21 protein-coding genes and 11 pseudogenes are annotated in these 26990 nt (G+C 59.2%); 11 read left to right on the top strand and 21 right to left on the bottom strand.

Annotated features, from left to right (window positions below; translation table 11 throughout):
- Nucleotides 1-83 precede the first annotated feature (83 nt).
- From ISN39_RS34210 to ISN39_RS34165, 9 genes and pseudogenes are all read right to left on the bottom strand, one after another.
- On the bottom strand, nucleotides 84-1427 hold the full coding sequence (locus ISN39_RS34210; protein WP_194732380.1) for a cytochrome P450: 1344 nt from the start codon (nucleotides 1425-1427) through the stop codon (nucleotides 84-86).
- A pseudogene (locus tag ISN39_RS34205) lies at nucleotides 1427-1597 on the bottom strand (SDR family oxidoreductase); the annotation flags it as partial. The gene ISN39_RS34210 and the pseudogene ISN39_RS34205, both read right to left, overlap by 1 nt.
- Nucleotides 1598-1638: 41 nt before the next feature.
- A complete protein-coding gene (locus ISN39_RS34200) occupies nucleotides 1639-3255 on the bottom strand; it encodes a cytochrome P450 (RefSeq protein ID WP_194732379.1) in 1617 nt (538 codons plus the stop codon).
- A 94-nt stretch (nucleotides 3256-3349) separates the two neighbouring features.
- Nucleotides 3350-4543, bottom strand: a pseudogene (locus tag ISN39_RS34195) (cytochrome P450).
- Between the two features lie 298 nt (nucleotides 4544-4841).
- Nucleotides 4842-6496, bottom strand: a pseudogene (locus tag ISN39_RS34190) (ISL3 family transposase).
- A 167-nt stretch (nucleotides 6497-6663) separates the two neighbouring features.
- Complete coding sequence (locus ISN39_RS34185) at nucleotides 6664-7185, bottom strand: DUF6527 family protein (RefSeq protein WP_194732378.1); 522 nt, start codon at nucleotides 7183-7185, stop codon at nucleotides 6664-6666.
- A gap of 11 nt (nucleotides 7186-7196) precedes the next feature.
- Nucleotides 7197-8663, bottom strand: coding sequence for a phosphotransferase (locus tag ISN39_RS34180; protein WP_194732377.1), 1467 nt, complete (start codon nucleotides 8661-8663; stop codon nucleotides 7197-7199).
- The gene (locus ISN39_RS34175; RefSeq protein WP_194732376.1) at nucleotides 8647-9999 is read right to left on the bottom strand and encodes a ThiF family adenylyltransferase; all 1353 of its coding nucleotides are present in this window, start codon (nucleotides 9997-9999) and stop codon (nucleotides 8647-8649) included. The genes ISN39_RS34180 and ISN39_RS34175 overlap by 17 nt, the downstream gene beginning before the upstream one ends.
- 387 nt (nucleotides 10000-10386) lie before the next feature.
- Complete coding sequence (locus tag ISN39_RS34165) at nucleotides 10387-10665, bottom strand: multiubiquitin domain-containing protein (RefSeq protein ID WP_194732374.1); 279 nt, start codon at nucleotides 10663-10665, stop codon at nucleotides 10387-10389.
- Nucleotides 10666-10858: 193 nt separating this feature from the next.
- Between ISN39_RS34165 and ISN39_RS34160 the strand changes: the two genes are divergently transcribed.
- Nucleotides 10859-11170, top strand: coding sequence for a helix-turn-helix transcriptional regulator (locus ISN39_RS34160; RefSeq protein WP_194732373.1), 312 nt, complete (start codon nucleotides 10859-10861; stop codon nucleotides 11168-11170).
- A gap of 23 nt (nucleotides 11171-11193) precedes the next feature.
- Here the strand turns inward: ISN39_RS34160 and ISN39_RS37390 are convergent, their stop codons facing one another.
- Nucleotides 11194-11418, bottom strand: a complete 225-nt coding sequence (locus ISN39_RS37390) for a hypothetical protein (RefSeq protein WP_246763646.1) — start codon at nucleotides 11416-11418, stop codon at nucleotides 11194-11196.
- Between ISN39_RS37390 and ISN39_RS34155 the strand changes: the two genes are divergently transcribed.
- The 5 genes from ISN39_RS34155 to ISN39_RS34140 all read left to right on the top strand — a co-directional run bounded on the left by ISN39_RS34155 (nucleotide 11326) and on the right by ISN39_RS34140 (nucleotide 14361).
- Entirely contained in the window at nucleotides 11326-11697 is a 372-nt protein-coding gene (locus ISN39_RS34155) for an ImmA/IrrE family metallo-endopeptidase (RefSeq protein WP_246763637.1), read from the top strand. The genes ISN39_RS37390 and ISN39_RS34155 overlap by 93 nt on opposite strands.
- 691 nt (nucleotides 11698-12388) lie before the next feature.
- Nucleotides 12389-13024, top strand: a complete 636-nt coding sequence (locus ISN39_RS37385) for a hypothetical protein (protein ID WP_246763609.1) — start codon at nucleotides 12389-12391, stop codon at nucleotides 13022-13024.
- A gap of 70 nt (nucleotides 13025-13094) precedes the next feature.
- Complete coding sequence (locus tag ISN39_RS37380) at nucleotides 13095-13292, top strand: amidohydrolase family protein (protein ID WP_246763608.1); 198 nt, start codon at nucleotides 13095-13097, stop codon at nucleotides 13290-13292.
- Nucleotides 13293-13497: 205 nt separating this feature from the next.
- Nucleotides 13498-13656, top strand: coding sequence for a hypothetical protein (locus tag ISN39_RS34145; RefSeq protein ID WP_194732371.1), 159 nt, complete (start codon nucleotides 13498-13500; stop codon nucleotides 13654-13656).
- A gap of 453 nt (nucleotides 13657-14109) precedes the next feature.
- Complete coding sequence (locus ISN39_RS34140; protein ID WP_194732370.1) at nucleotides 14110-14361, top strand: hypothetical protein; 252 nt, start codon at nucleotides 14110-14112, stop codon at nucleotides 14359-14361.
- Nucleotides 14362-14522: 161 nt separating this feature from the next.
- On the opposite strand, the pseudogene ISN39_RS34130 reads toward ISN39_RS34140, so the two are convergent.
- The 4 genes and pseudogenes from ISN39_RS34130 to ISN39_RS34115 form a co-directional block, all read right to left on the bottom strand.
- Nucleotides 14523-14869 (bottom strand): annotated as a pseudogene (locus tag ISN39_RS34130) (TCP-1/cpn60 chaperonin family protein); the annotation flags it as partial.
- Nucleotides 14870-15024: 155 nt separating this feature from the next.
- Nucleotides 15025-16341 carry a hypothetical protein gene (locus tag ISN39_RS34125; RefSeq protein ID WP_194732369.1) on the bottom strand — a complete coding sequence of 439 codons (1317 nt, stop codon included), beginning with the start codon at nucleotides 16339-16341 and terminating at the stop codon, nucleotides 15025-15027.
- A gap of 72 nt (nucleotides 16342-16413) precedes the next feature.
- Nucleotides 16414-17544 carry a hypothetical protein gene (locus ISN39_RS34120; protein ID WP_194732368.1) on the bottom strand — a complete coding sequence of 377 codons (1131 nt, stop codon included), beginning with the start codon at nucleotides 17542-17544 and terminating at the stop codon, nucleotides 16414-16416.
- A 3-nt stretch (nucleotides 17545-17547) separates the two neighbouring features.
- On the bottom strand, nucleotides 17548-17973 hold the full coding sequence (locus ISN39_RS34115) for a hypothetical protein (protein WP_194732367.1): 426 nt from the start codon (nucleotides 17971-17973) through the stop codon (nucleotides 17548-17550).
- Between the two features lie 654 nt (nucleotides 17974-18627).
- Between ISN39_RS34115 and ISN39_RS34110 the strand changes: the two are divergent.
- A pseudogene (locus tag ISN39_RS34110) lies at nucleotides 18628-19290 on the top strand (ISL3 family transposase); the annotation flags it as partial.
- A gap of 22 nt (nucleotides 19291-19312) precedes the next feature.
- Here ISN39_RS34110 and ISN39_RS37375 read toward each other — a convergent pair.
- The 4 genes and pseudogenes from ISN39_RS37375 to ISN39_RS34095 all read right to left on the bottom strand — a co-directional run.
- Nucleotides 19313-19492 (bottom strand): annotated as a pseudogene (locus tag ISN39_RS37375) (IS110 family transposase); the annotation flags it as partial.
- A 183-nt stretch (nucleotides 19493-19675) separates the two neighbouring features.
- On the bottom strand, nucleotides 19676-19930 hold the full coding sequence (locus ISN39_RS34105) for a hypothetical protein (protein ID WP_194732366.1): 255 nt from the start codon (nucleotides 19928-19930) through the stop codon (nucleotides 19676-19678).
- 584 nt (nucleotides 19931-20514) lie between these two features.
- Nucleotides 20515-20937: a hypothetical protein gene (locus tag ISN39_RS34100; RefSeq protein ID WP_194732365.1), complete on the bottom strand. Its 423-nt coding sequence runs from the start codon at nucleotides 20935-20937 to the stop codon at nucleotides 20515-20517.
- A 10-nt stretch (nucleotides 20938-20947) separates the two neighbouring features.
- Nucleotides 20948-21931: a hypothetical protein gene (locus ISN39_RS34095; protein ID WP_194732364.1), complete on the bottom strand. Its 984-nt coding sequence runs from the start codon at nucleotides 21929-21931 to the stop codon at nucleotides 20948-20950.
- 377 nt (nucleotides 21932-22308) lie between these two features.
- On the opposite strand from ISN39_RS34095, the pseudogene ISN39_RS34090 reads away from it, so the two are divergent.
- Nucleotides 22309-22660, top strand: a pseudogene (locus ISN39_RS34090) (helix-turn-helix domain-containing protein); the annotation flags it as partial.
- Nucleotides 22661-22731: 71 nt separating this feature from the next.
- Here ISN39_RS34090 and ISN39_RS34085 read toward each other — a convergent pair.
- Entirely contained in the window at nucleotides 22732-24189 is a 1458-nt protein-coding gene (locus tag ISN39_RS34085) for an ISKra4 family transposase (RefSeq protein ID WP_246763607.1), read from the bottom strand.
- 85 nt (nucleotides 24190-24274) lie between these two features.
- On the opposite strand from ISN39_RS34085, the pseudogene ISN39_RS34080 reads away from it, so the two are divergent.
- Nucleotides 24275-24764, top strand: a pseudogene (locus tag ISN39_RS34080) (transposase); the annotation flags it as partial.
- Nucleotides 24765-24796: 32 nt separating this feature from the next.
- Here ISN39_RS34080 and ISN39_RS34075 read toward each other — a convergent pair.
- Nucleotides 24797-25027, bottom strand: a pseudogene (locus ISN39_RS34075) (transposase); the annotation flags it as partial.
- Between the two features lie 46 nt (nucleotides 25028-25073).
- Here ISN39_RS34075 and ISN39_RS34070 point away from each other — a divergent pair.
- Nucleotides 25074-25211, top strand: a pseudogene (locus ISN39_RS34070) (ParA family protein); the annotation flags it as partial.
- A 60-nt stretch (nucleotides 25212-25271) separates the two neighbouring features.
- On the opposite strand, the pseudogene ISN39_RS34065 reads toward ISN39_RS34070, so the two are convergent.
- A pseudogene (locus ISN39_RS34065) lies at nucleotides 25272-25662 on the bottom strand (DDE-type integrase/transposase/recombinase).
- A 316-nt stretch (nucleotides 25663-25978) separates the two neighbouring features.
- Here ISN39_RS34065 and ISN39_RS34060 point away from each other — a divergent pair.
- A complete protein-coding gene (locus ISN39_RS34060; RefSeq protein ID WP_194732363.1) occupies nucleotides 25979-26731 on the top strand; it encodes a hypothetical protein in 753 nt (250 codons plus the stop codon).
- The last annotated feature ends 259 nt before the right edge of the window (nucleotides 26732-26990 follow it).

The following is a 26990-nucleotide window of genomic DNA, read 5'->3' as shown; positions in this document are numbered from 1 at the left end:
CGCACCGAGCGCGCGCGCCGAGCGCAGCAATGCCGCGCGTCGCCGGCGCCGCTGCCTCGCCACAAGGGGCATGCGATGCCAGCTCATGAGAATCCGATGCGGGTTGTCATGGACGGATGTGCGGTCGGGTAATAGCGCCGGCCTTTTTCGACGCCGCTCAGCAACCGCGGCCGCACCCCGGCCTTGTGCATGGTCAGCGCCAAGGCGATGGAGAATTGCACCAGTTCCAGCCATACCAGGTGGTAGCCGATGCAGACGTGTGGGCCGGTACCGAACTGCAGCATGTCCACCGGTCGGATCGGCTCCGTGCGTTGCAGCCACCGCGCCAGGCGGAACTGATCAGGCGCCTCGTGCAGCAGCGCCGAGGTCGAGAAATGCAGCAGCGGGATGCACAGATGGGTGCCCGCGGGAATGCGCCGTTGGCCGAGTTGCAATTCCTGCAGCGCGCGACGCGGCAGGAGCGTGACCGCCGGATGCAGGCGCAGCGTCTCTCGGAACAGCGCCTCGGCAACCGGACACTGCGCCAGGTCCGCGTGCCGGGTCGGCACGGCGCCCACGCGTTGCGCCTCTTCGACCAGGGCGTCCCACAGCACAGGCTGCCGCGCCAGCTCGATCACCATCCAGGCCATCGTCGAGGCGGTGGTCTCGTGACCGCCAAACAGCAGCAAGCGGATATTGGCGACCAGGACGTCATCGGAGAGCGCATCGTCGCTGCGATCGAAGGCGCTCACCATGTCGTTGATCAACCCGGTGCGCGCGGCATGCGCGCGCGCGTCGCGGACGAACTGGCGCAACTGCGCGTCGATCCAGTCGCGGGCGGCGCGGCCGCGCCGCAAGGGCAGTCCGGGCAGGTCGACCGGGGGCGCGACGATCAACTGCAGCAGTTGCCGGTACTTGCGATGCCATCCCGGCAGGTCCTGGGCGGGGATTCCCATGAGGCTGAAGATGAGCTTGAGCATCAGGTCGCCGGTTTCGCGCAGGATGGCTACGTCGCCGCGGTCGCGCCACGCCCGCACCCGCGCCTGGATGACGGGCGCGAACAGGTCGCCGATGCCGGCCTGGGTCAGCCCCTTGGGCAGGAACGCCGCCTTGATCGCATCGCGCGCCTGCCGGTGCGCGCCGCCGTCCTGGGTGACCAACGTTCCGCCAAGCAATTCGGGCGCGATCTCTTCGATCAGCGCCGAGGACACGTCCTTGTGCCGGAGCAGTGCGAACGAATCCGGATCCACGCAGGTCATCAGGTGTCCGGCAGGGCCGAAATCCAGCCAGAAGTGGCTGCCCAGCGTCCGTTCCGCGCGCCGCAGCAGGCGCGGCAGGTCGCAGACGATGGCGGGAAGATGCCCGACCAGGGGGAAAGCGCCGGGCACGACCGGGATGTCGTACCGCAGCCGGTGCCGACGGTCCAGCGGGTTGAGCAGCATGTCCATCAGCAGCGCGCCGCTTCGGCGGTGTCGCCGGCAGGCCGCGCGGCGCGGCTGTTGCCACCGTCGGCGTAAGTCGGCACATGCGCCAGCATGCCGCCGTCGATGCACACGACCTGGCCGGTGATGAACGCAGCATCGTCGGAGAGCAGGAAGGCCACCAGCGCGGCCACGTCCCTTGCCGATGCCGGCGCCGGTCACCACGGCCACTTTGCCTTCAAACCGTCCCATCGTGTCCTCCTGGATTGCGTTGGTCTTTCGCGGCATGCCGCTCAGCCTCCGCCGGAGAAGGCGCAGGGTCGGCGCTGGCGCGCTCGCCATCGCCAGTGTCGCTTTCGATGACCCGGATGGCGGCGACCGGGCACTGGCTGGCCGCGAGCAGCACGGCGGCGTGCAGCGCCTGCGGGACCGTCGCCACGCACACTTCGGCCACGCCGTCCGGTTCGCGCTGGCGAAAGGTGCCCGGCAGCGTCAGCACGCACTGCCCGGTGGTTCCGCACAGATCCTGGTCGACCACGACGCGCATCTCAGGCCCCCCCTGCGCATGCAGCCGCACCGGCAGCGCGCGGAACGTCCTAAGGAACGCGGAGGGCTCCCGGGTCGGCTGCTCGGCCAATGCCAGCGTGGGGAAGCGCGCCTGGATCCGCGGCAGGCTCTCGGCCAACTGCATCCGGGCCAGTTGCGCACCGGGGCAGAAGTGGATGCCGTGGCCGAAGCTCAGCATGATCTTCCCGTCGGTCGACATGCCAGGATTGGTGCCGCCAGGATTGGTGCCGTAGAACCGCGCGGGATCGAAGCGGTCGGGATCGGCGAAGGCGTCCGGGTCGCGATTGCCGGCCGCGATCAGCAACCGCACGTCCGCGTTCTTCGGGATCACCACGCCGCCCAGCTCGATGTCGCGCTGGGCGATACGCGGAGTGGGGCTGAACAGGACGGGCGCGTCGCAGCGCAGGACTTCTTCGACGAATGCCTTCACCCCCACGGCGTCTCCCTGCAGCCAGTGCCGCTGTTCGGGATACGCCAGCATCGCCAGGACCGCATGGTCGATGGTCGCAGCAGTGGTGGCGAAGCCGCCCAGCAGCATGCCCCACAGCATGCTGATCAACTCCGCATCCGACAGCGTGTCGGCATCGTCGTCGTGTGCGCCGACCAGCATCGACACGATGTCGTGGCGGGGATCGGTGCGCTTGCGCTGTATGAGGTCGCCGAAGTAGGCCAGCACCCTGGCGCTGGCCGCGTCCGCCGCGGCGAGCTGGGGATCGCTGGCGTGCGGGCCCAGGCCTTCCACAATGGCGCCGATGCCGGCGGCGAGCCCCAACATGTCGTCCTGGGGCAGGCCGAACAGTTCGGCGAAGACCAGCATGGGCAAGGCCAGCGCGAATTCCCGATGCAGGTCCACCGCCTCCCCGCGCTCCAGCGCGGGCGCCATGCCGTCCAGGCGCGCTGCGACGATGCGCGCGGTGCTCGGCCGCAGGTTGTCGATCTGGCGCATGGTGAAGTCGCGCGAGATCAGCCGGCGCAGACGCGTATGCGTCGGTGGGTCCTTCATCGCTAGCGTGGACGCCATCAGATTGACCGACAGGCTGGTCGCCGCACGCGGGAAATAGCGCGCCAGTTCGCCCGGCGCCGGTCCCCGAAACGCATCGCCCGTGGCCTTGAGCGCCTCGTAGATGTCGGCGTGGCGGCTCAACAGAAAGAGGCCCGACGCCGCGCGATGCACCGGATCGTGCTCGCGCAACCACCGCATGAACGGATACGGGTCGTGGGTGCACGCTGGCGACGCCAGTTCGGCGAAGGCGTCCCGGCATGCTGCCGTGGTTTCTTGCACGTCCATCTTGGTTACCTCTTGGCTGGCTGATCTGACCGGCGCGCGCCAGGCGCGCCGGCAAATTGCGGAGAGGATCGCGATTCCCGTCGGCGTCCGCGCATCACCAGAGCACCGGGAACTCCGCGAACCCGCCAGTGATGATCTCTTTGCGCAACGTCAGTTCTTCTGGCGCCACGGCCAGGCGCAGCGCGGGAAAGCGCTGGAAGATCGAACCGAACACCACCTTGAGTTCCCGTCTGGGCAGCGCCACGCCGATGCAGTAGTGCGGCCCGTAGGAGAACGCCAGGTGCAGCTTTTCGTCGCGTCCGATGTCGAAGGTTTCCGGGTCGTCGAAATGGCGCGGATCGAACGACGTCGCCGGCAGGCCCGACCAGCACCTTGCTCTCCGCGGGAATATGCACGCCCGCGATGGTCACGTCGGTCCTCGGATAGCGCATGATGCCGTCCCAGCCCGCGCCCGGCGGGTACATGCGCAGGATTTCCTCCACCGCCTTGTCCACCAGGGATGGATCGCCGACCAGGCGTTCGCGCTGTTGCGGATGGCGGAACATGGCCAGCAGGCCGAATTCGATCTGCGCGACGGTGCTCTCGTGCCCGCCACCAGCATGCCCGCCGCCAGGCCGATCGCCTCTTCCTCGGTCGCCTTGCCCTGGTCGATTGCCGCGAGCAGATCCGTCAGCAGGTTGTCGCCCGGATCCTGGCGCTTGTCCCGCATCTTGCCGCGAATGTAGGCGCGCAGTTCTTCCAAGGCCTGGCGCGAGGCGCCGCTTTCATGCTGGTGCGTCATCACCTCGTCGGACAGCCCGGCGAGGAAGGCGTGATCCTCGTAGAGCAGGCCCATCAGCGCGCTGATGACCATGGCCGGAAGCGGAAAGGAGAGGTGGCGCCGCAGGTCGGCGGGCTGGGGCTGGGCCGCCAGCGTCTCGAACAACTGCGCGGCGATCGCCTCGACCTGCTGCGCGAGCAGCTTCACCCTGCGGTTGCTGAAGGCCGGCGCCACGATCGTGCGTAACCGGGCATGCTCGCCCCCCTCGTGCGAGACCAGCCACCCCGGCGAACCGAGAATCACCGTATCCGGAGTGAATGCCGCCGGCGGCATTCCCGCGGGCCGGAACGCCGCGTCGGACAGCACCGCCTTGGCCTCGTCGTAGCCTTTCACCCACCAGCCTTCGTGCCCGGACGGGAAGCGCACGCGGTGGATCGGACCGTTGGCGCGTAGCGCCAACATCTCGGGCGAGGGCTCGATGTGATCGACGCGCCACATCGGCAGCGTCGGCAAGGGTTGTTCGGACATGGTGGCACTCCACTCTCTAAGCGATGGAAGGGCATGCCGACGTGTGCCGCCGTACAACTAGGGCAGCAAGAATCGTGCCAACTGCGCAGGGAGCGCCTCAGATAAACTGCTCTGCAAATCATTCAATGTCTTAACTGAGCGCGGCACGCCCGGGCCGAACATCACCATGTCGCGGACGCGACAAACCCGACAGTAGGTCAACGCAAGGTATGTCGGTCGCCTTAGCTTGGCGCAGAAGTCAGGGTTCGTCTGTAGGGCATGATCGGACGTCCAGTATGGAACCGAAGCTGGGTCTTCCTCACTTTGTGTGGAGATCGGCCAATTTGATCGGCATCATCCGTGCTCTGAGAAGCTCTAGGCCCGCCCTGCCATACATTGCACGTTTGATCGTCTTCAGGCGGTTTATCTGACCTTCTGCCTGACCATTGCTCCAGGGTAGATCGATGGCGTTACAGACGGCGTCGATATCACGGCGAAGAACGCGGGCAAAACGGGCCAAGGAAGCGAGCCCGGAGTGAATGGCATCATCGATCCATTCTTCGAGTTTCCCCGAAGCCCGGCTACGAAATATACTGCGAAACCGCATGGCAAACTTGCGCAAAACCGCAAACGTCGGTGATCCCTGTTTGAGGGCATCGACTTTCCGCGCCAGATTGATTGTCAGCGTTCCGCGCGGCTTTATGCAAAGAGCAGCGGCGATAACCGGTGAGATCAAATGTCCGGTTTGCGGATCACGCACAGGCGCATTGTCATAGGTTTGGTCAGCGAGAACGATCGGAGCCGGTACCGCATCATCTTTATCCTTTCCCGGCCTCTCGGCTCGGCGCCAGGTTGCCAGGAGGCGTTCAAGATTGGAGAAGCTGCCGGTGTATCCGCGGTGCCTGATATCGTGGAACAGATGCCGTCCGCAGCGATTGCCATCCTTCCAACACTGGGTGAGAAACGCTTCGAATATAGAGGAGATGTCGGCTGCAGCGCGGCCCTGCGTCGGTCGGGTGGCGCCGCGAAAGTTAGCCATTTCGCGATGCTGCGTCGGCCATATCCTGTGCGACGTGCAATCTCCGAGCACGACAGGCCCTCTTTGCTCAAGGCGTGGATCGTCTCGAACACATCCTTCCCGAGACTGCCGATGCGCGCGGCGAAGCTGATTGCGCCTCGGCGTTTCGGGGGCCTGCTCATGCAAAGCTCGATCATCATTATAAATCTCGATGTCCTCGTGGGGCCAACAATGCTCTGCCTGTAGCGCGGCCGCAAAGGCTCATTTGTTCCTCGATAGCGTGGCGCAAATTTTGAACGAGATGAAAGAGATCCGCCACCTGAGATGCTTGCGGCGCGCCTTCACGAGCTGCGCGTAAAGCCCGCATCGATCTCGGCTCACGACCTCGATATTGGGGGTGCCGCTCCGACCATTGCGCAACGCTTACCACGCTCCGGTCTTCGAGAATGTCCACGACCTTTCGACGCTCACGATCGACGATGATCGTGCCGTAGCGCCACGATTTCCTCCAACTCCAGTCATCGATGCCGACGATCCGAGTCGGGGCGTCGTCGTCGGCCCGTGCAGCATTCCGCTTCAAGTGCCGAAGGTGTCGTCGCTGATCGGCATCCCGAGCCGCTGCATCAAGCGTTCGCCGGGCCGCCCGCCCGTATTGTCCACCCTCGTTGTCCGGCGGGCATAGGGGAGGCAATCGCTGGGATCCGATCGGTAAACGTTTTCCGTTTGCACTGCAGATGCGTGCAACGTTAGCGGCTCAACTGGAGCTTCACCGTCACGACATTACCTTGGATCGGCAGGTCTTGAAGACTGCGGTACGACCAACCCTGCCGAGTTCTGGTCCGGTATCGGCAATCAGGGCATATGCCAGACGTTGGCCCGCAAGCAGACACAACCCAATATACAACGCTCTGCACTTTAATACCCGGACCGGACGACCATTTCGATTTCGTTCGCATGCCAGCCCATACCGGCATCATTGCTAACGGTCTGTTAACCACACAAATTGAGGAAGACCCCGTTTAACTGCCAAGTGACAGGCGGACAGGTCCCAATAGACTTGGCGCACTTTCCGAAAGACATCGCTCACCAGATAGCCAGGCGCCACACAGAAATCTCGACACCCTTATCTCCTACGGAACCAATCTCGGCGGTTTCCGGTCCCCGCCTCCGCCTTACCGCACCTAGCGAGTTGCCGACAGACCCTCGACACATCCCAAGGAATCTCGTCCAACTCATATGCGACTTCGACGGCACTCTTCAGCCGATCATCCGGGAGTGATTTCCATATCTTGTCTTCGAGGGCAGGGTCGTAGGCCGGCTCGACGTTTCCGTCCTCCCATCGATCACACCACAACACGTGCCCACGCCAAACAACGAAATGGCTCTTGCAGCCACTGTCTCTCCACACGGAGGGAAACAACGTCGGCTCTCCGCCTCTCATGTCCAGGATCCACGCCTTGTCGGTTCTTCCATCCAAGTTCACCGCAAGCGTTTCTCCGCAACCGTCCGGGCACTTCAGCATGAAGGATCTCGGTTGTCCGCGGACGACGATCGCGGCGTCTCCAGGGAGTTTCAACAGTTCTAAGGACTCATCCCTGTATTCCACTTCGCCCTGGAGTCGGATTTTCCTGGCTGGCTGGTCCATGAAGCCCTCTATTACAATACGTCTTTGATGAGGTTGAGAGCGATGACGTAGCCATGGCTCCGCCGGTACCTATCAGCGTCCCCTGCCCCATCCCACTGGCATCTGCGGAGGAGCTGGACGGCGACGGCGGTCTGATACTCTTTCGACGTGGTCTGCGCGGCAATGCCCATATGGCGGATCTGCCGGACAACGTTCGCCATCCAGGCGAAACGCGAAAGCGGGTCCACAGGTCCAGGCGGGTGCTGGAAACAAGCCACCGCCAACAGCCTGTCCACCTCTCTGGTCCATACATCGTCCCCGAAACGATCCGCATCGCATTCCGGCGGTAGTTCGAACGCCAGCCATACTTCGAGAGAAGCAAGGTCAGCTACCGCGGGCCCGCGAGCGGCGACGGAGGCCAGGTCGATCAGAATTGCCTGACCCTTTCGGACCCTGACATTTTCCCCATGCAGATCCCCGTGTATCGGGCAGGCACGATAGTGGACGGAGTGGGCCTTCAAGCGCTCCCATAACTTGGGAAAGTTTTCCCGCAGTCCCTGCCTCTCGGCATGCTTCAGATGGCTTCGCTGCAGCTTCTCAGGGTCGAAAATACCCGCGCCCTGCATCGCCGCTGCGATGGAGCCGTAGTCCGGGTTTCTTGTATATGCCTGGGCCCGCCAACCCGCGAGGGTGTCGTCTATGAGCGAGTTTATCGCCTCATCCGCAACATTCCGCCTGGCAAGGTCCCAGAGCGATTCCGAGCGATCGACGAAGTTCCCGACCATCAGCGCCTTTTCCGAGCCTTCGTAGGTCCCGCTCACATTCGGGCGCAATCCGAAGGGAATGAAAGGCTCCGCGTACTTTCTGTAGTTCTGGTATTCCAAGGCGATCTTGTGGGGAGAATCGAGCTTTGCAAAGGCGGGCTGTGGCCAAACGCCGCCGTCAGACCCATCCATCGTCCTGTGGACCGCGAAAACCCGGGCATCGGATCGACCGCCCGTCAACTCGACCAGCGAAACCTTCGTGCAGTCGGCGAATGCCCTCCGGAAAAGGCGGGTGTCTCCCGGTTCGAGGGGCCGTCGGTCATTTGCGATCGATATGTCGAGGTCCAATCTAGGCCGGCCGCCTTTGTCATGCCCCTGAGCGAGAGCGGCAAGTTCCCTCGCTTCCGCGCCAGTCCTCCGAACGGCGTGCGGCAATGCGAGAATTTCCCCTATGGCCTTCTGCGCATTCCCCATGCTGCGGTCATCGACAGCGTTGAAGATGACAAGTCTATTGTAATCAAGCGCCCTCCCAGCTTGCGCCTCTGCCGCGGAAACGACGCTCTCAAGGCATTCTGCGCTGATCTCAAACACGACTGCCCTGACAGGCAGGATGTCCGTCCGATAGTAGGGATCGATGACATGCTCGAGCCGCAAGCCTTTGGCGTCGAATTCTGCAACTACTTCGAGACGGGGTGCTCGGCCATACCACAGAACCACTTCACGTCGGTCCGACATCGTCACACCTCAACGTTCTTACAGGCAACCTCCACCGATATCCTTTCGCCAGCGCACCCGCCGCCGAACATGCCACGCAGTTCTCGACTCTCCGCGCCGTCGTCGGACGCACAGTTCCCCGGAGGCCGTCGTAGTATTGGAAGCGGGCGGCCAACGGCGCGCCCGTGACCGCGCTGAGAAACATCGTGACGGCCAAGGACGACATGGTCGAGTTGAGGGAAATGACAGCTGGCTGGGGGATCGGCTTGTCACCGAGCACGTACGGGTCTGCGACCCGATGTTCCGGGCTGAGCATTTCGCGCCGGATCTGCTCTCCGTCCAAGGCCTGTGTGCATACGAGGCAAGGCAGCCCGGGGGCGAGCATCTGCACCCGACCTGTGACATGCGTGATCGTTTTCTCCGCCGTCGTGATGCTGACGCCCATGTCGACAACGGGCACGAGGAACTGGTAGGCCGCCTGGCAGATCACGGCGCGGCTGGCGTGCGAGTCCGTGCAGAGGAAAATGAAGTCCATTTCCGCAAGCCTCCGGCCTACGTCCGCGTCCACGACATTTCGCTGCACCGTCTCGACCATTGCGGATGGGTTGATGCCCAGGAACATACGCCGCGCGACCGAAACCTTCGATGATCCGACGTCGGACGGGATCGAACCCGCCAGTCTGTTCAGATTAGTCAGTTCGACATAGTCCGGATCTATGATCGTGAGATCGTTCACCCCGAGATGCGCGAGTTGCTGGATCGCGACCGAGCCTGTGCCACCGGCTCCGACTACCCCGACACGCAGTCGGGAAACGGCCCGCTGGCCTCCTTCCCCGAACGCCCTGATTTGACGGTCATGACGATCGTCGATGTCGATCCGTTCCGGGGCCGAGCGGAGAACCAGGCTAGAACCGACCTCCCACACGGGAACTTCCTGGCGTTGCCCGAGGACGCGGGCGCGGCAACCGTCGCGGCCGACGACCAACGCGAGATGCTTGCCACGGGGAATTCGCCTGCCGAAGAACTCGGCGAGCTCGAGTTCTCCGCTGTCGTCAACCGGGGAGAACTCGGGAAAACCCGCTGAATGAGGGTGTGTGTGGATCATTGCCACAGAATAGTTCTCGGCACGGGCTCGATTGGCGATCTCCACGACGTGCCCAGCGCTCAGAACCGCGGCGTCGCTCGTGCGCCGTTCATAGACGGTGTCGGATGGAATCGCGATCGCGCAGACGATCCAGGTGTCCGCTCCCGCGGAGTAGTCCAGATATGCGACGGCGCAGCTTTCCACGTCGCTTTCCGCGAACAAGCGCGTTTGAAGTTCGGCATAGGCTTCGGACGTGAAACGGAGACCGCTCATTGGAGATGCCTGAATCTCGAGATGACGACGTTCATCCAGCTCGAAAGCGTGTCCCTGTTGGGGTTCCACTTTTGGTCTTGAAGGTGCCACGAAAACCAAAGGCCGGTGCCACCGTCTTCCGGTATCGGATTGCTTTCCCCCGTATTGTTCGGGATCCGGCCGTCCGCCAACCTGAGCCCGGAGTCGGCCCAGAAACAATCGAGAGCCGCATAAGGATACCCGGCCGGAACCACGAAACGGATTTCCGTTGACGGCTTGTTCCACCCCTCAGGCAGGGATACATTCGGGACGCTCACCACGACCGCGCCGCTTGGCAGCGGCCTGGTAGACACCCCCGGGTATCGATTGTTGAGATCTTCTACCTGCCTCTCTAGCATCGCCAGTCCCTCAGCCGAAGTTCGCCTTGGGGGCAGAGGAGAAACGCAACGGGCCGTGATCCTTCTCGAGGTTCACGTTCTCGTCGTCGGCGATCACGCGGTCCGGGTCGTTGCCGTGGCCTTCCAGGATGAGATCATGTGTTTGATCCCAACCTGATACCTTGGCCTTGATCTGGAGGCCGGTCAGCGAGAGCTGGTCCGTCTCGTATTTCTTGCCGTTCACGAAGAACGTGTACGACTTGGGCTTGGCTTTGCCATCCTCGTGCTCTCCCGCGGTCTCGACGGTCATCGGCCTGTCCTTTCGTTTCGTTGCCGCATCCGCTCCGTCCACATGGGGGAACGTGGACACCAAAAAGGACCGATTCCATCCTAATGTCAATAGATCCTACATGTCAGCAACAATGACGAATGTCAGCAAAATTGACATATACCGATGATGATGTAGAATCGTTTACGGGATTTGAGGAAAGAGATGGTCGGAAATGCCTGATCCGGTTTACGCTGCAGTCGGTGAAGCCATTCGCCGCAAGCGCGAAGCAAGGGCCATGAGTCAGGCCTCCTTGGCTGAAAAAGTGAGCCTAGCGAGGACTTCGATCACAAACATCGAAGCTGGCACACAAGCGATACCCCTCCACAATTTCCTCTCGATAGCGCAGGCGCTCGCGGCCGAGCCGGGCGAGCTTCTTCCACCAGCGGAAACGGTAAAAGTGAAGATGGCCGTCTCCGACGCGCCGCAAGGTTTCGACCAACTTCTCGAAAAATTGAGCTCTGACCCAAGCAAGGGCTCGAAATGACTGCACGGCGACCAAGGTTTGCGCTAATCAAGCGCACGGTGCACTCGCTTCTGCTCGAGCATGCGATATATGGACCAGCGGTGCCGGTCGAACGAATAGCCGAAGAGTCGGGTATCGAAGTGCAATATGGAGATCTTGGGGAAACGTCCGGCCTTCTGGCGCGCAAGCCCGGCGTGACCATCATAGGCGTCAATTCGGAGCAGTCGAAGCAGCGGCAACGTTTCACCATAGCGCATGAATTCGGCCATTACCTTTTGCATGAAGGGCTCGGCGCTCATGTCGATCGTGAGTACCGCATCAATTTCCGCGATGCCACTTCCTCCCAGGCGTCAAGCGTTCTTGAGATAGAGGCCAACTTTTTTGCGGCGAACCTCCTTATGCCGGAGGATTTCCTCGAAGCGGACGACGCCGAGCTGGCGATCGACGATGACGTTCAAGTCGCCAAACTGGCAAGCAGATACGGCGTAAGCAGGCACGCCATGAGCTTGCGCCTGGGCAAGCTCTACGGTCAATCGCGCCCATTTTGACAAGATCTGCAATTCCCTACCTTCGGTAGCGTCCGATCGCGACTGGCAGATCTTGCATGTCCCGTGACCCTGCCCGGTTGAAATCCGTTTTGAAGTAAGCTCTGGCCTATTAAGTGGACGAGCGACACAAACCTGCCTTGCGAAGGACGCCGACCCGGTCTGCCTGTTCTCCTTCCTTTTTCTCACGCGCCTCATGAACACCATTGCCAATATACTACCGTTATGATTGCATCATTTCAGGGATACTCGGGGCCGGGGATGCGAGGAGAGAATTTCTTCGCCATACGACGTTGTCGTTTGCTGTGCTGAGTGGCGGCTGCCGTAGAACAGATCCGGCTCCATCTCGACCGGGCGCTGCACAGCCGATCATCGATGCACATTGCCACGTCTTCAACGCTTCGGATCTGCCGGCAGCACGGTTCCTGCGCCAGGTCGTTGTCCGGGATTTTCCGAAGCAATCTGCGATTTGGACATTCGAGATCAGGGATCCCGACGCCGTTAACCGATTCATCGAGCTCATTCTGACACTCCTGGGAGCGGACAAAGCGCCGACAGCCAAGGAGGAGATCGCTTTTTCGAGGGGCGTGCCCGGGTCTCGAGACGGGAGCCGACTGAAGCACGCGAGGCGGCCATAGCGGATACCGCCAACTTCCTGGTCATGCTCGATCGGCGGCGGCGAAATATCGCGACAATGACGGTCCCCACATCTCAGCAGAAGAACCGAGTTGCCGGCGATGAAAAATTCCTAGCTTTCATGCTCGGCTCACGCATAGAGATCATGCAGTCCGACACCGAAATGAGCTTTACCGATGCCCGCGTTGCCAGTCGGGAAGCATTTGCGTCAAGGGGCACGATTTCGCGATATCTCAATTGGTTCAGCCTGTTCAGATTATATCGCCATGTCCCTGTCGAGAAGCTCATCGCTGACACGAGCCGCCAAGGCTTCAAACCCTTAATGCTGGCGCCCGCGCTCGTCGATTACGACGAGTGGCTCTATGAAGATGTCAAATCACCGCTTTCCCAGCAGATAGAAGCGATGTCTCAAATTTCGGTGGGTTGCGCCAAGCAGAAAGATGGACCGGTGCTCCATGGCTACATCGGCTTTGACCCGTTGCGGCAAGTGGTTTTCGAGAACCACAAGGGCAAGGTGAGCTCTCTTAAAACCGTCGAACGCGCGTTGAACGAGTTTGGGTTCGCCGGCGTGAAGCTCTATCCACCAATGGGCTTTCAGCCATCGCAAAGAAGCTGGGAGTGGGCATTGGGCGAGTATATTAAGGCGCACCCCAGACAGAAGATCTACGCCGATATCAGTTATTTTCGGAAGTAGCGGCGACGCTGCGCTGCGAAAATCACCGGCGGCGAACTTCCGGCTTTGGACCGACCTGTTTGATCCAGGGGTGGACCGTCTGATATTTGGTACTGACTGGCTGATGCTCGGTCAGGAAAAGGGTTATGAACACAATGTGGATAGGGGCAAAGCCTTCCTCAGCAACGACTGCAGCTTCACCGAAGAAATCTGCGACAAGATATTCAGGCGCAACGCGCTAGATTTTCTCCCCCTGCAGCAGCCGCAGCATCGGAAGGGCACGGCTTGAAAGCCGGTACGTGAGAAATGGCTTGGAGCCTCAAAGGCTGCCGCTCACACTGGAAAGCATCGTTGCAGGTCTGCTTCGCAGACGCGAAGTGTCGCAGCGACATCAACTATCCATGCGATAGTTACAAGGTTTCGCAGTCGATATTCACCCGCAGAAATTCAGCGGCGGTCTGCGGGGGCCGCTTTGCCGCTAAAGGGGGATCGTTATGGACGAATTCGAGAATTCTGACAGCAAAGATGGTTTTACCTGCAAACTCTGGCGTGGCGATCGCATGACAATGCTAGGTTTTGACGTTCTAGAACCGGAACCGGACTTCGTCGGTTTTTCGATTGAAGTTAAGTCGCCCTCCTCCGACCAGTTCTGACCCTTGCGTAATCGTCTGGCATTTTCCTACCCAGCGGGGGCTGGGGCCGAAGTCAACGGCGATAGGAACTTCTTGTCGACAGTGGCCCCGTTCCAGAAGTTCCGCTGGATCCATTTCCCGTACCAACCAGTCGACGGCGTCTACGTCTATCGCGCGACAAAACTACACATGCCCCGTGATGGCGAACTTGTTGGCTGGCACCAGCCTGACACTCGACGCCGAACAGAGGTCGGTGACCTATGATGGACTGGTCGATATCGGGTTCACGCGCAACTTCGCGTCGTCACAGGCTTACAAGGAACAGTTCGGCGGGAGGGAAGATATTATTCCCGCGAACGCTAAGCAGAGTTTGAATTTCGTAAAACCCGACGTCAGAAATGATCGGGCCAGAGCGTCTATGAATGGCTTGGTTTCGAGGCCCGCGACCTTCTCTTCGATTTCATGGGCCAGGCCATGCCGATCCTGGCATCACGCTCATGTGATGGCTATGATCTGAATGAGCCTGACATCGCCGCAGGGCTGGAGCGGTTTAAAGCGCGTTTGAGAGTAATCATCGACGACTCTTCTTCGAAGGAAGACGGCGTTCCAAACGGCCACGACCTCGCCGACAGTGCGGAATCGCGATCAGCTAAGCGTTTCAAACAGAGCGGAGCGGCGGTCAAGCGCAGACAGTTCAAAATCTCCAGCATCACAAAGTCCTTATAACCCGCCGCAACGGCATCCCGGAGAAGGTGCTTTGCGGCTCCATGAACTTTACGTTCCGTGGGCTATATATTCAGGCGAACAATATGCTGGTGTTCCATTCCGACGGAGTGGCTGGGCTGTTCGGGCAGATGTTTGATCTCGCTTTTCATGACCCGCAACGTTCAAGAAGCAGTCTTTTGCGAAGACAGGGCACAGCATTCACACCGAGGGAAAGCCGACGGTCCAGATTTGTTACTCCCCGCATACGCAGACCGACTTGCGTCCTTCTTCGGCAGCTCGGCGATCATGGCTTCCGTGGCGATCAGCAGCGAAGCAACCGAAGCTGCATTCTGCAGAGCCGTACGGACGACCTGACCGGGTCGACGATACCCATGGCGATCATGTCGCCATATTCGCTCGTCTGGGCGTTGTAGCCGGAGTTGTCGTCATTTTTGTCGAGGATCTTGCCGACGACGATCGAAGCTTCGTCACCAGCGTGGTCAGCGATCTGGCGAACCAGCGACTGCAGCGTGTCATTGAACAGCTCCATCAGCTCGTCGCGGCCACACAGGGTGGCAAGAGGCGCTGACTGCTTAAATTATTGCCATATTTGGTGGCAGCGATCACGCTGCGCCTCTTTGGGATTTTCCGTTGAAGGCGCCGCGCGGCTAGGACCAAGCGGCCTTAGACAGCAAGGTCCCCACTGCTATCGAAGAGCTCGAAATCCAAGCGGTTTGCGACATAAGTTACGTGCGCACCATCCAGATGATCCTTGATTGACTGGTTGAAGTTTGAATCAAGACAAACAACATCGCCGAGCAGATTGTGAGCAGCGGTTAGAAGTTTCTCTCTTCGAGTATCGTCACCAAGCAAGCTCGCCATGTCCGCAATCGTGTCCGAGGTTTCCTCTACGGCATCAAACGCGGAGAGTGCAGAGGCGCAGACCGAGAAAAAATGCTTCATATTCGGCTCAATCTCTCCCTGCTGGGCCACGGCCAGACGCGAAAGATAGGACTGTCGGATACGCTTGAGGTCCATCAATCCGAGATCTGGCAGATAAATTTCGTCATGGCCGCCTGTTGGTCGCATTAGGGCCTCGAATTCTTCTGCCAGCTGTTGTCCCAGATCGGTCTTGCCGTCCATGGTCAGCACGAGTTTGCTGCCGGCGAGTGGCGTAACCTCTCGAAGCTGGGCAATCGCCTTGTAGAGCTCCGACCGCTCTTCGTGCTCCATTCTGGCCACATCGAAGGCTGCGATCGATACCGCGTTGCGCTGGTAGAATTCCACAAGCTGGCTCGAGATCGGGTCGTGTCCCTGAATTCCGTCAAACAGCATAAGCACCGGCGCGAATTGACCGGACTGCTTGTCGAACCAACCGCCAAACTTTCCGACGATCCAATTGACAAAGTCGATTTGCTCGACATCGGCCTGCTGCGCTACCTTTCTATGAGCCGTCCGCCCTGCCCTGCCGGTCACCGTCTCGGTGCGGTTTTCGGCTGCACCGAGACGCAAAGCGAACTCCACTGCGTAGACCGACTGTCTTGCCTCCAAGGCCTTCATGTCACGCCAGCATGACTTCAGGCTTTCCTTGGCTTCGATCAGGAGATCCTCGAAATCGGCAACGCGCATGACGCTCGCCTCGAGGTCGGTGATAGTTTCTTCGAGTTCGACGATCGGGCGGAAGCAGTCATCGGCTGAGAGCTCGTCGGGGCTTTCGGCAAATTGCCGACGCAGCTGAACGATCTCTTCAACGAGGCTTTCACGACCCTCGTCAGTGACGACATAGAGATTGGACGGGCGCCCCCTGCCCTTTTCCGATGGCTTGGGCTGAACGGTGCGAGTATAAGAGGCTCTGTCTGCCTTGAGGAAATCGCGCGCGGTTTCGCTCGTGACACTCGCTAGCGTCGCAAGTTCCTGCGAGGTGAAACCCTCTGGCTTGAGCGCATCCAAACGCAGGAGTGCGCCCCGCAATTTCACACCGGCATCTGTATCTCTTGCCATCTCGATACATCTTAGAAACACTGATCAATATTCTGGGGTCTGTACCCCATAATGTCAAGTAGCCTGAGAAATCTACTCGGGAAGCTCGCGTTCGAGACGGGAAAGATTGCGATGGGCGGTAAAAGCAAGACAGTCTCTGGCCGCCTTTATACCAACATCGGGGCGAGACTTATTGCGCAACAAGGTGGACAGACGCGTCGCAAGCAATCTAAGCCGCAGCGAGTTGGCTTCTGCATGGGTGTTGGCGATCCAGCTGAATCGCTCTGCGTGCTTCCTGGCCTCTTCAGCCGGGAAGGCCATATCCTCCTCGAAAATCTGCTGCAGTCTTCGGAACGCTTCGCGGGCCCCGCGCCTTCGCGTCAGATCCGATGGCAGGAGGTAAGGCGGAGCGCGATAACGGAAATCGTGGAAGTCCCAGATCTCCCCCTTCCCCATCTCGCCCTGCAATGGAACCCAGGCAGCCGGTCCCACATCGATCCACCCTGTCGTGGCATCGAAGGCCAGCGTATCCATCCATCCTTCCGTCCAGTGGCACTTTGCAGGCGCGTTTGCCAGCTTCTGCGTACTCTGACAAGCCTGAAAGGCATGGCATGTCAGTTCGTGGTGCAGTATGTAGGCGATGTCGAGCACATCGCGCGCCGAAAGCTGGCCATCCACGATAACGATATCGACGATCCGCACAGGAGCCGCGATGTCTGCGGACCCCGAAACTTTGAAAGGAAGGCAGGAATGGCCGTTCTTTGTGAGGGCGGTCACGTAGCTGATGAGCAGGTCTTCGGGCACGCTAATTCCGGCCGCGTAAAGCAGATCTCGAACCCGAAGCTCCACTAGCCTAGCAACCTCTAGAATGCCGCTCTGACACGTTTTTATGGGGGCGCCGGTGCCACAGGTCGATCCATCGCCGTTGCCATCGGCCAGCACGCTTGCGAGCCGGCGAAGCTCGTCGCAGAACTCGGTGAATCGCTCATTCGTTGCGTCACGTTGGCGAATGTCCTGCCCCACCCGCAAGAGATAGGCGGCGACCTCCTTCTCCGACGTGATCGCGGTCTTAGCCGTCAATGCTTCGGCGTTGACCGCAGCGAACGCCGCCTGGTGCGCGTTCAGGACCTTGTCTTCCTCAATTAGGCACGCCTCGCCGTCAAGGTAGCGTGCTGCCGCCAGCCAAAGTGCGATGGCTGTCTTGTCACCGGGCGCGAGAGGCATTAGTCAAGCCTCGTCGTCCCTTGCCCGTCCCAGATCATTGGTGCCTGGCGGCGTGACTTTTCTGCGCATCCGGCTGTTCCAGAAATCGCGGATCGCGGCAACCAGCGCTTCGGTTGCCGCCTTGCCAGCCACATCTCCCGCTTGCTTTCCCGCAGCTCCCGCTGCCCCCACGACGAACGCCGTAACAGCCGAAATGATGACCGTGCTGATGATCGCTCCCGAAGGCCCGTCCGCTGCACTCACGGGCGGCTTGGCGGGATCAAGCTCTGACTCTTTTACGCCAAGCACGGCGGCCACTTGCGCCCGCCCGCCCGGTTCGTCCAACATTTCCTGCCAGACCTCGAGGATGCGCGCATTGAGCTCGTTTCCGCCGAGATTGCCCGCTTCGCTTCGTTCGATGATCTCGAAACCGCCTTTGTCCTGCTCCATCTCGTCCTCCCAGCCGTGAGTGCAACTATGACGGTAATGCAAGCGACTAAGCGAGGCAAGCGCGACCACTTGTGCCGAGATTAAATATTAACAAGGCGGCTCCGACTGGATGAACAGGTGCGGCCGTCGTGCGGCGCCGTCGGCAACTCAACCTTTCGTGAGCGGGAATTGCCTTGCCGTCGACCTTCATTGTTCGTCACGGTTTCCGTCGTTGGTATGGCTGTTGGAACATCAGAGCGCGCCAGCTTAGGCAGACGCGAGCCTCCGGAACGCCTCGAGAAAGTGCGCCCTCATCGATTCTAATCAGCAGCGCAGAGCGCTAACCGGTGCGCCAAGGCTGGGACCGGCAAAGGAGAGGACGGCAGCACGAAAAGCGTCAGCGAGGGACCGGACGCTGCCAAAAAGTCGGAAGCCGTGCTCTGCCGCCGGCAGCGGCGAACGCCATACCGATCGAGCCTGAGCGCTCGGCGGCAAGCTGCAGCCGGCGTGAGGCGCTTCTCGCTTGCCATTTAATTAGGGTCTTCCTCAATTTGTGTGGTTCACCGGCCGTTAGCGACAATGCCGCTATAGGCGACCATGCGAACGAAAACGAAATGGTCACGCGGCCCAGGGATCAGAGTTCTGGGTGTCGCCCTCACTGATGATGACAATTGGGTGGTTTCCGCTGCCGGACCAGCATTCGGCGTTTGCCCCGATTGCAGACGGCGGACTCGAAGCCGGCACGGCCGGTCTCATCGAAGCCTTCAAGATCTGCCGGCACAGGGCAAGACCGTAACAGAGAAGCTTCGGTTAAGTCGCTGGCGGTGTACGAATGAAGAATGTAAACGTCAGACGTTCACCGACCAACTGCCGACGATTGCTCCACCTTATGCGCGCCGGACGAGGAGGGTCGCAGAGATCGTTGGCCTCCTTGGCCATAGCGCGGGTGGCCGTCCTGGCGAATCAGCGATGACACGATCCTTCGGCAATTGAATCGGGACGCAATATTTGCGCGCAGCGACTCCTCGATCCGTGTCGTTGGCATGGATGACTGGAGCTGGCGGATCCTGGCGCTACGGCACGATGATCGTCGACCTGGAGCGTCGCTCGGTTGTCGACATACTTGAGGACCGCAGCGTGGCGAGTGCGGCGCAATGGCTGGAGCGGCACCCTTCTATCGAGATCGTGAGCCGAGATCGAGGCGGGCTTTACGCGCAAGCTGTTCGCGAGGGTGCGCCGCAAAGCGCGTCAGGTGGCCGATCGATTCCATCTCATGCAGAATTTGCGGATCTTTCCGGCCGCCACACAGGACGGGCATTGCTGTTCGATGAGAGTATAGGGCGCGCGCAAGTCGATCTAATTCAGACAAAGGTCCGGCTTCAAGTCCGCCGTTCGACGTTCCAGGTCTGGCCCTTCAGCACCGCAACGAGATCGTGAGGGTGGCTGACAACCTTCACCTCACGACAGATCTTGCCGGATTCGTCTAGAATGCAAACGGGGTCTCTTTCACCGAGACATCGAGGCCAATAAAGTGCTTCATGCTGCGCTTCCTTTCCTGATGCTTGTGTCTGTTTGAACAGACCACGTTCTATCATCAGCTCGAAGCGCTGCACCTCCCTGCATCACCGTAGAAGATGGGGCGAAAGCCGAATACCCCATCTCCGGGCTGGACACGAGAGCATCGAAAGCGGCTCCAGGATTCGCACCCCGGAGCCTGTGCCGTTTATCCTTCACCGAAAAAATCGAGATAAACTGTACCAATTTCCCCAGCTGCGTCGTCGATCGGGTGATGTCCGCTTTCAAGCAGTCCGGTCTCGATTTGGGTGGCGAGGCTTCTAAGTGCGGCGGCAATTCGCCCGGCGACTTCGCGCGGGGTCAGCCCGCCAACAGCCTCAAGCTCGATATCGCAGGTCAAACCCGCCGTTGCATGGGGATCCTGTTCATCGAATCCGTTCAGGTGGATTGCGCCATTGTCCATGGCCAGTTCTCCAATGATTGGCGTATTTCTCTTCAGCCTAATCGGGAGCCAAACCGACGCTGGGTTCTTGATGTGGTGACTGTATCGAGGCGCCAGGCGTCACCTTATGCTCACATGCGCATGGAAACGCTAAGTCAGCCTGCCGAAAGTTTCAATAAGGAGCGGCGCTTGTAGCGAACGCTGTCCCCATCAGTTTGTTGACTGGGTAAAACAGGAGAGAGATCATGAAGCGGATCACGGTAATCGGAATGGGGCGTTGGGGAACGCCGTGGCGAAGTGCTGCTCTCGTCCGGTGCGGAGGCTATCACCTATCTGGTGGGGCGGTTGGCCGAAATACGCAAGCGAGCAAACACGATCGGCATGCGCGATGTAGATCTTGCGACCGTCGTCGGTGCGGACACTATCCTATCCATCGTGCCGCCAGCCGAAGCGTTTGGCCGGCGCCCGATAAGTCGCTGAGGCCATGACGGGCTTGACGTCATATTCTAACGGAGCGTTACGAAGGGCCATCAGAAGCGGATTACCTCACGAGCGTCCAAACAATGGCGATCCTGCACCTGTAGAGAGCCACCTAAGCAAGGCTGTCACTGGCCCGGCGGGCATTCAATTCCGTTGCCACAGCGTCGAGCCTTAAGACTTTTAGCGATTGAATGGTCGGTGGCGAGTTTGTGTTTAAGTACGAATGAGCGAGCGAACTCCATAAGGTCGGGCTCAACAGACAGCGAAGCTTCCCAAACCTCCCGAGGAACCTCTTTTTTATTTGCCGAAAGTGCATCTATACCGTCCGCGAGTGCCTCCGGGTTAGCCCCAGCATTCGCGGAAAAAATGTTTTTGTCGAGGAGGACTTGCTCGCTTTGCCCTGCGGCAAGTACGGTTTTGGTCTGAGGTGCCTCTGCCAGAAACTTCTCGCGGAGTCCTTTCGTTTTCAGCATATCCAAGAACGTTCCGACGGACTGGGCTGTGATGGTCACGGTCTCACTGTACTTTGACTGCTTGCCTTTAGCCATTTTCGTTCTCCTAGAATAGGGATAACAACGATTCATTGACTATGATTGGGCCGGATTGACGCCCAAGTTCAAATCGCAAGATGCTTTCATTGACTGCTTTTTCGGAGGCAACCTCCTCGACCGTCCCGCGGGGAGTTTGGAAGGCTGTTCCCGGGGCGAGGAACTGCGCAACCTCAGCCTCGCTCATATCGGACGCTTTCGCTGCAAACCCGACAATGACCTTGTGCTCGTCCGAGCGCTCTGAAGTAACGCCGTAGCCTCCGCTTCGAGTAGTTGTGTTCAAAACGGGTGAGATAACGATGGTTGGGTCAGCGGTTCCGCGCATCATTGTGGTGAATGTGATGGTCGAGGTAAAAGTTGGCGGCCCTTCCTCGGCGGCGAGGTTGGAAAACACCTTAAGCGAGAGGAAGTCTCGCAGCTGCTTTGCCATCCCGATGGATCCGGTAATTGGATAGATGTAATTGCGAGGAGTGTTTTCATGTGGATCGGGACAATAGTCTGATGGTGTCTTTTTAAGCAGATCGCCGAACGTATCGGTTTCCCGAAAGGTCTGGATATTTTGACGAGACCTGTCCATTCTCGCTGTGAATGGGAACCCACGGTTGCCAGCGCTGAAGGTCGTGGTTGGAGTCAGGCTACCATTTATATTGCTCGTTATCGTCCCGTCGAAAGTAAAGTCATAGGTCACCGCATATCGTGCAAAGCTTGCGATTGTATTTTTTAGATCGCGGCTCAGCGGTCGGAGATCGATTTCTGAGTAAGGTATTTTCCTGTTTTTTAATTCATAACCTTTTGCCAAGGCTACTTTATCGTCTTCCTGTAAAAGAAGATAAGCGGCCATCTGGCCTCTAATTGCATCGCGTGTCTCACAGCGTATTCGACTGACAACGATCGGAGTTGATACGCCGGTCACTTCTTCCTGATAAGGAGAAATGGCGCAGCCGGAGAGAAGAAGAAATGAGGCAACTGCGGAGAAAGCTAAACTATTCCTCATACATCCCCCTCAGTTTGTGCTGAGGGCAAGAATACATCATCGCTACACAACCAGAAGGGGGCATCAATATCCCCGTTAAAAATTTGCCCATAATGTGTCAAAAAAGAGACAACTACTTGTCTGGAGCTACCGCGCCGTTCGAATTTTTTGCTTGGGCCACCAGCATTGGCTCGTCGCTCTCATCGTTGAGCGAGCGCAGGTGAACGGGAAAGGAGGCGTTGGAGCATGCCGGATCACGAAGACTCGCGATTATTGCAAATGCGCGGAAGGCTTCTTCCAGCCATAGATAGCGCGACCCTTGGAACCCGCTGATTTACTAGTCATCTGGAACTGAAGTTCATTGCATTGTACGCTTGACTCTTCATGAGAGTTGAGCAATGGCAAATGCGACCGGCCGACCGACGGCACCATTGGTTTTGAGCAAGGCGGAACGGGACTATTTAGAACGACAGGTACGGAGGCATCGCGTTGCTCGAGCGGTGCCGGATCATTCTTCGCTGTGCCGACGGAATTCCGAGCAAGGTGGTTGCGGGCGAGCTGGGCGTGCATGAACATACGGTTGGCAAATGGAGACGACGCTTTCTTAAAGATCGGCTCGATGGTCTGCTCGACGAAGTTCGCCCTGGTCGGCCCCGGACGATTGACGACGATCAGATTGCTGCTGTGATCGAGCGCACGCTGCGGTCAACGCCAAGCAGTGCGACCCATTGGTCGATCCGCTCGATGGCAGGGTGTCGTTTTGCATTTAACCGTAAGATTCCGCTCCTAACAGTTTCAAGAGACCGGTAACTTCTCTGGGGTCAGGCGGCTCGGAGAAGGGGAGGTTTGGGTTTGAACAATGGAGGCACGTTCGGTTCTGGCTGCCGGAAGTGTGCCCGCAATCGATCACGAAGCTCGCCGTTCAGGTCTGCCGTTCGGACTTGCATCAGCATGTGAGCGCCGTGGATGGACCAGCGCATCTGTTGCTTCTTCACCATCCGCTTGCCAACCAGCGAGTTCACGGCTGACTCGGCTAAGGTCGTAGCGACACGAAGGCCGGAGCGATAGCGTTTTCCATAGTTGACGAGTGCACCACGGTTCGAACGGATGTAAGTCAGGAGTTGCCAGCCGAGGCTGTAGAGCCGCGCGATCGAGAACTCGCCTTCCCCCTGCGCCTGCTGCAAGCCGGCAACAATCCGCTCAAGGTCGTGGATCGCGCGGTCGATGCGCCCATGCCAGAGCCGCCACTTCACGGCTCTGATGTCCCTGTCGATGGTCGGAAGCGCTTCGAAGGGGCTCGATTGGGATCGCACGATGTGGTTGACGATCTGCTGCATGGGCTGAATCTTCATGGCGATGTGGAACCAGTCGATGATATGGGCTGTCGGCTCCGGCATGGCGCGAGGCAGCCGCTTCAGAATTTCGGCGCCGTCCGAGATCACGGTGACGTCGCCAAAACCGCAATATCCCTCCTGCTGAAGCGCGTGCAGCGCTCGGTCTCGAAGAGCGGTCTGGTTGGTACTGCCGGTCGTGAAATATCGGCCACCTGGTTCGCCCCGGCCACCGCGACCACACCGGGCCACAACGAGCTCGAAGTTGCGCGCCGAATTGCGATCGACGCTGCGAACATGGGCGGTATCGATGCTGACGACGAACTCTTTGCGCCGGTCGCCGGGAAGCTGCATTTCCATCTGGCGTCGCTCATCCGTTTGCGACCTCGCGTGCTGCTCTTCACTTGCGATCTGATCGTCGAGCCGCTCGCCGATCTTGATGGTGCGCTTGCGTACAGTCGCATGCGTTTCGGTTGGTTCAATCGGCAGAAACTCGGCAAGCACCTTCGCAGCCTGCCGGTATGGCATCATGCTCCCCAGGCGCGCAGTCAGCTCCATCAATTCCGGTGTCGCCCGATCGGGGCAGATTTCCTTCAAGGGCGCGAAGGCAGCGACCATGCCGGGATAGCACTTCTCGCAGAGCATCCAGCGGGGATTGCGTACCTTCACAGCGCCGAAAACAGTTCGGACCTTTCGTGTCGTATAGTCCTTGACTGATCGGAGAGTGTGGCAGTCCGGGCAAACGCGGCGAAAGAGAGAATAAGTTTCCGCCTCATGGCTGACGACAGCACTTTGCAGCGCCGCCATGATCGTCTTGCCATCGTCGATGGACAAGCCAATATCGCCGTCGAACAGGCGCTCCCAGCTCTTGTCGACGCGGATCTCCTTTCGGCAGGTGTCGCCAAATTCGTTCCTGCCCACGATTGTGATCGTCCATTCTAATGCCATCGCTTCCTCTCCGAGCAAAGCGACTCTGATGGCCTGTCTCAGCCTAAAAACCCGTGTACAACCCCGGAAAAATTACCGGTTTCGCACCAAGCACCAGCGATGCTGGGTGCACAAGACAGCCAACGTGCTCAACAAGGTGCCGAAATCGGTGCAGGCCGCCATGAAGACGGACTTGCGCGAAATCTTTTCCGCCCCGAACCGAGCCTCAGCCGAGACGGCGATTGCCGTCTTTGTCGAGAAATATGATGCGAAATACGGCAAGGCGGTCGACTGCCTGACCAAAGATCAGAATGCCTTGCTGGCGTTCTACGATTTCCCCGCCGAACATTGGGATCATCTGCGAACGTCCAATCCCATCGAGAGCGTCTTTGCAACCGTTCGCCATCGCACGGTGCGTACCAAGGGCTCACTCTCCTCGAAAACCGCCAGGCTGATGGTCTTCAAGCTGGTCATGGCCGCGGCCAGGACGTGGCGACGACTGAAAGCGACAAAATCAGTTGCCTAAACTCATCGCAGGTGCAACCTTCCAGGATGGAATCGAGGTCATTGAACTGAAGCCGCAGAGCGCCGCTTGATCAGCCTCGTCACCCAAATTGCAGCATAGCTCGGCGCGGATAACAAGCAGGCGCCGAATATAGCTATCCCCCTGCTTGCTGATGCCGAAAAGGTTCTCCTTGCCACCACTATGCGCGCGCGGCGTTAGACCAAGCCAGCCGCGAAGGAGCGGCCCAAAAAAACAGTGTTGCTATCGACGATAGTCGCTTGCCGTGATCGGCCCGATGCAGGGAATGCCAGAAAGCCGCCGGCTTGCCGCATTATTCCGATGCCAGGCGAGGACGTCGCGAAGGTAATTGTGGAAGCGTTGTGAGGCAAAGGACAACCTTGCCGACACGGTCGATATTTCCGACAAGGTAGGGCGGCAAGTTCCTCGCGCCAACTTCGTCACCAGGATCACCACGCCGGCGAAACTGCTGGAGGCCCACCGGCTGATCGGGCCGTTCGTGCAGAACCTGCAGGAAGGGGCTACGACGGCATCGTAAACTTAACGTGCCAAGGCCAAGGAAGTACGATATTTGCTGCGATCAGGCAGCTTGAAGGCGAGCGACGTCTCGCCAAGTGTCCAGGGCTGCTGCTTGCAATTCGCGATGGTGGTTGGATGGAATATCGTGACGGGGAATATGAAAAAGGTTGCCGATCGGGTCGTGGATGGAAACAAACGCTGAAGCTGTCGCGCTGATTTGAAGCGCTTCATGATCCTCTCCCGTCGTCGGACGGGTTGATGAGAATTCTCCGCCCTATTATTCAGTCCCTTGTGAGAACGATGCTCGACGCCTGGCATGATCGCGCTGCCGGCATATCCTTGACCATCCGCAGGCTGAGCGGAAACCGGAAATATAGCCAAACAGCATGGGCAATTACCTCGCCTGGAAATCGGTGGCGACGATAAATTGGATCACGGGCAACTCTGGTCATGCCGCCAGATCCCACATTTTGATCGATGCTCGGTTAACGTTACAGCGCCACCATAGCGTCTCGCCTTGGCTATGCCCGGGGGACTCTAACCGTTATTCCTCTCGGTTCGCTGTCGTCGGACCCGACTGAATAGACGCGCAAAATTCACGCGGACGCAGCATCTTACTCAGAAATCCAGAAATCGCGCGTACGGCTACGACAAATGAAACGCAATATCCATTTACCGGGTACCGTACGCCAGATAGTATTGCACAGTGCAAGCTTCTACATGAACATCTAATGCGCCGTGGGGGACAGTGCCAAAGTGGAGATGACGATGATCGAGCCAGAGCAGGAGACCTCAATGGTGGATTTCGATGCGCCCGGCGCAACAGCCCCTGTCAACATCGACAATCTGCCAAATGAGACGCTGACAGAGGTATTCAGGCAGGTAGCCAATCAAAACGACAGGGTCGCAGCTTTCTATGAAATCAATGCGTTGCGCAGCACCGCTCAGAGGTTCCGAGCAGTTATTGAGAGCGATCAGACAATTCGGTCTGAATTCAGAACGCTTCAACAGGAAACACGATCCGCTCGTTCCTTAAATGCCTTGATTGACTCTTCAGCTGGGACTAGAACTGCAAATGACATCATCACCTATCATGGCGTGACCGCTCCGGTCACGCAGTACACAATCAAAGGGCAAGCCGCGCAGCGCGACATCAACGCCGGCATGGATGCCCGTACCGCCATCGGGCGCAATGACGTGGACGATCCGCGCATGCAGTACACAATCAAATGGCAAGCCGCGGGCCGCGACATCAACGCCGGCATGGTTGCCCGTACCGTCATCGAGCGCAATGACGTGGACGATCCGCGCATGCAGGACACTATCAAATGGCAAGCCGCGGGCCGCGACATCAACGCCGGCATGGATGCCCGTATCGCCATCGAGCGCAATGACGTGGTCGATCAGCGCACGCAGAACGACATCAGGCAGCAAGCCGCGGAGCTCTCGCAACAAGTCACGCCGAACGCCACTAGGGGGCTCGATGAACGTTCTCGTCAGGAGGGAGGACGTGGGCGGTGATCGGCTTCCAAAGCGTAGGACGACCCAGGTGGCCCCGTCGTACGGACATGTCCGAACCTTTGGACCAAATGCCGGCAGCAAGAACTAAAAGAAGTCCTCCCAAGAATGCGCATCTCACAAAAGGCGGACAGGTCCACCAGTTTCGTGTGGTGACGCCATAAGAGATTTTCAGATTTTCGGCATGACGGAAAACAGGTGATTTCCGCGTAACGGTTCGGCAGGTTGAAATCGATGGGGCAGCCCGGGGATTTTTATGCGA

The sequence above is a fragment of the Rhizobium sp. 007 genome (genome assembly GCF_015353075.1).
In the GTDB taxonomy this organism is placed as follows: Bacteria; Pseudomonadota; Alphaproteobacteria; order Rhizobiales; family Rhizobiaceae; genus Rhizobium.
This window is presented reverse-complemented; position numbering and strand designations above follow the sequence as displayed.

Excerpts from the sequence above, each read along its gene's own strand:
- ISN39_RS34145 (WP_194732371.1), top strand. The coding sequence starts at position 13,498 with ATGGACGAATTCGAGAATTCTGACAGCAAAGATGGTTTTACCTGCAAA.
- ISN39_RS34095 (WP_194732364.1), bottom strand. The coding sequence starts at position 21,931 with ATGAGGAATAGTTTAGCTTTCTCCGCAGTTGCCTCATTTCTTCTTCTC.
- ISN39_RS34085 (WP_246763607.1), bottom strand. The coding sequence starts at position 24,189 with ATGGCATTAGAATGGACGATCACAATCGTGGGCAGGAACGAATTTGGC.
- ISN39_RS34180 (WP_194732377.1), bottom strand. The coding sequence starts at position 8,663 with ATGTCGGACCGACGTGAAGTGGTTCTGTGGTATGGCCGAGCACCCCGT.
- ISN39_RS34105 (WP_194732366.1), bottom strand. The coding sequence starts at position 19,930 with ATGGACAATGGCGCAATCCACCTGAACGGATTCGATGAACAGGATCCC.
- ISN39_RS34210 (WP_194732380.1), bottom strand. The coding sequence starts at position 1,427 with ATGGACATGCTGCTCAACCCGCTGGACCGTCGGCACCGGCTGCGGTAC.
- ISN39_RS34165 (WP_194732374.1), bottom strand. The coding sequence starts at position 10,665 with ATGACCGTCGAGACCGCGGGAGAGCACGAGGATGGCAAAGCCAAGCCC.
- ISN39_RS34200 (WP_194732379.1), bottom strand. The coding sequence starts at position 3,255 with ATGGACGTGCAAGAAACCACGGCAGCATGCCGGGACGCCTTCGCCGAA.
- ISN39_RS34185 (WP_194732378.1), bottom strand. The coding sequence starts at position 7,185 with ATGGACCAGCCAGCCAGGAAAATCCGACTCCAGGGCGAAGTGGAATAC.
- ISN39_RS34120 (WP_194732368.1), bottom strand. The coding sequence starts at position 17,544 with ATGCCTCTCGCGCCCGGTGACAAGACAGCCATCGCACTTTGGCTGGCG.
- ISN39_RS34160 (WP_194732373.1), top strand. The coding sequence starts at position 10,859 with ATGCCTGATCCGGTTTACGCTGCAGTCGGTGAAGCCATTCGCCGCAAG.
- ISN39_RS37390 (WP_246763646.1), bottom strand. The coding sequence starts at position 11,418 with ATGGCCGAATTCATGCGCTATGGTGAAACGTTGCCGCTGCTTCGACTG.
- ISN39_RS37385 (WP_246763609.1), top strand. The coding sequence starts at position 12,389 with ATGACGGTCCCCACATCTCAGCAGAAGAACCGAGTTGCCGGCGATGAA.
- ISN39_RS34140 (WP_194732370.1), top strand. The coding sequence starts at position 14,110 with ATGCCGATCCTGGCATCACGCTCATGTGATGGCTATGATCTGAATGAG.
- ISN39_RS34175 (WP_194732376.1), bottom strand. The coding sequence starts at position 9,999 with ATGAGCGGTCTCCGTTTCACGTCCGAAGCCTATGCCGAACTTCAAACG.
- ISN39_RS34125 (WP_194732369.1), bottom strand. The coding sequence starts at position 16,341 with ATGGCAAGAGATACAGATGCCGGTGTGAAATTGCGGGGCGCACTCCTG.
- ISN39_RS34060 (WP_194732363.1), top strand. The coding sequence starts at position 25,979 with ATGATCGAGCCAGAGCAGGAGACCTCAATGGTGGATTTCGATGCGCCC.
- ISN39_RS34100 (WP_194732365.1), bottom strand. The coding sequence starts at position 20,937 with ATGGCTAAAGGCAAGCAGTCAAAGTACAGTGAGACCGTGACCATCACA.
- ISN39_RS34115 (WP_194732367.1), bottom strand. The coding sequence starts at position 17,973 with ATGGAGCAGGACAAAGGCGGTTTCGAGATCATCGAACGAAGCGAAGCG.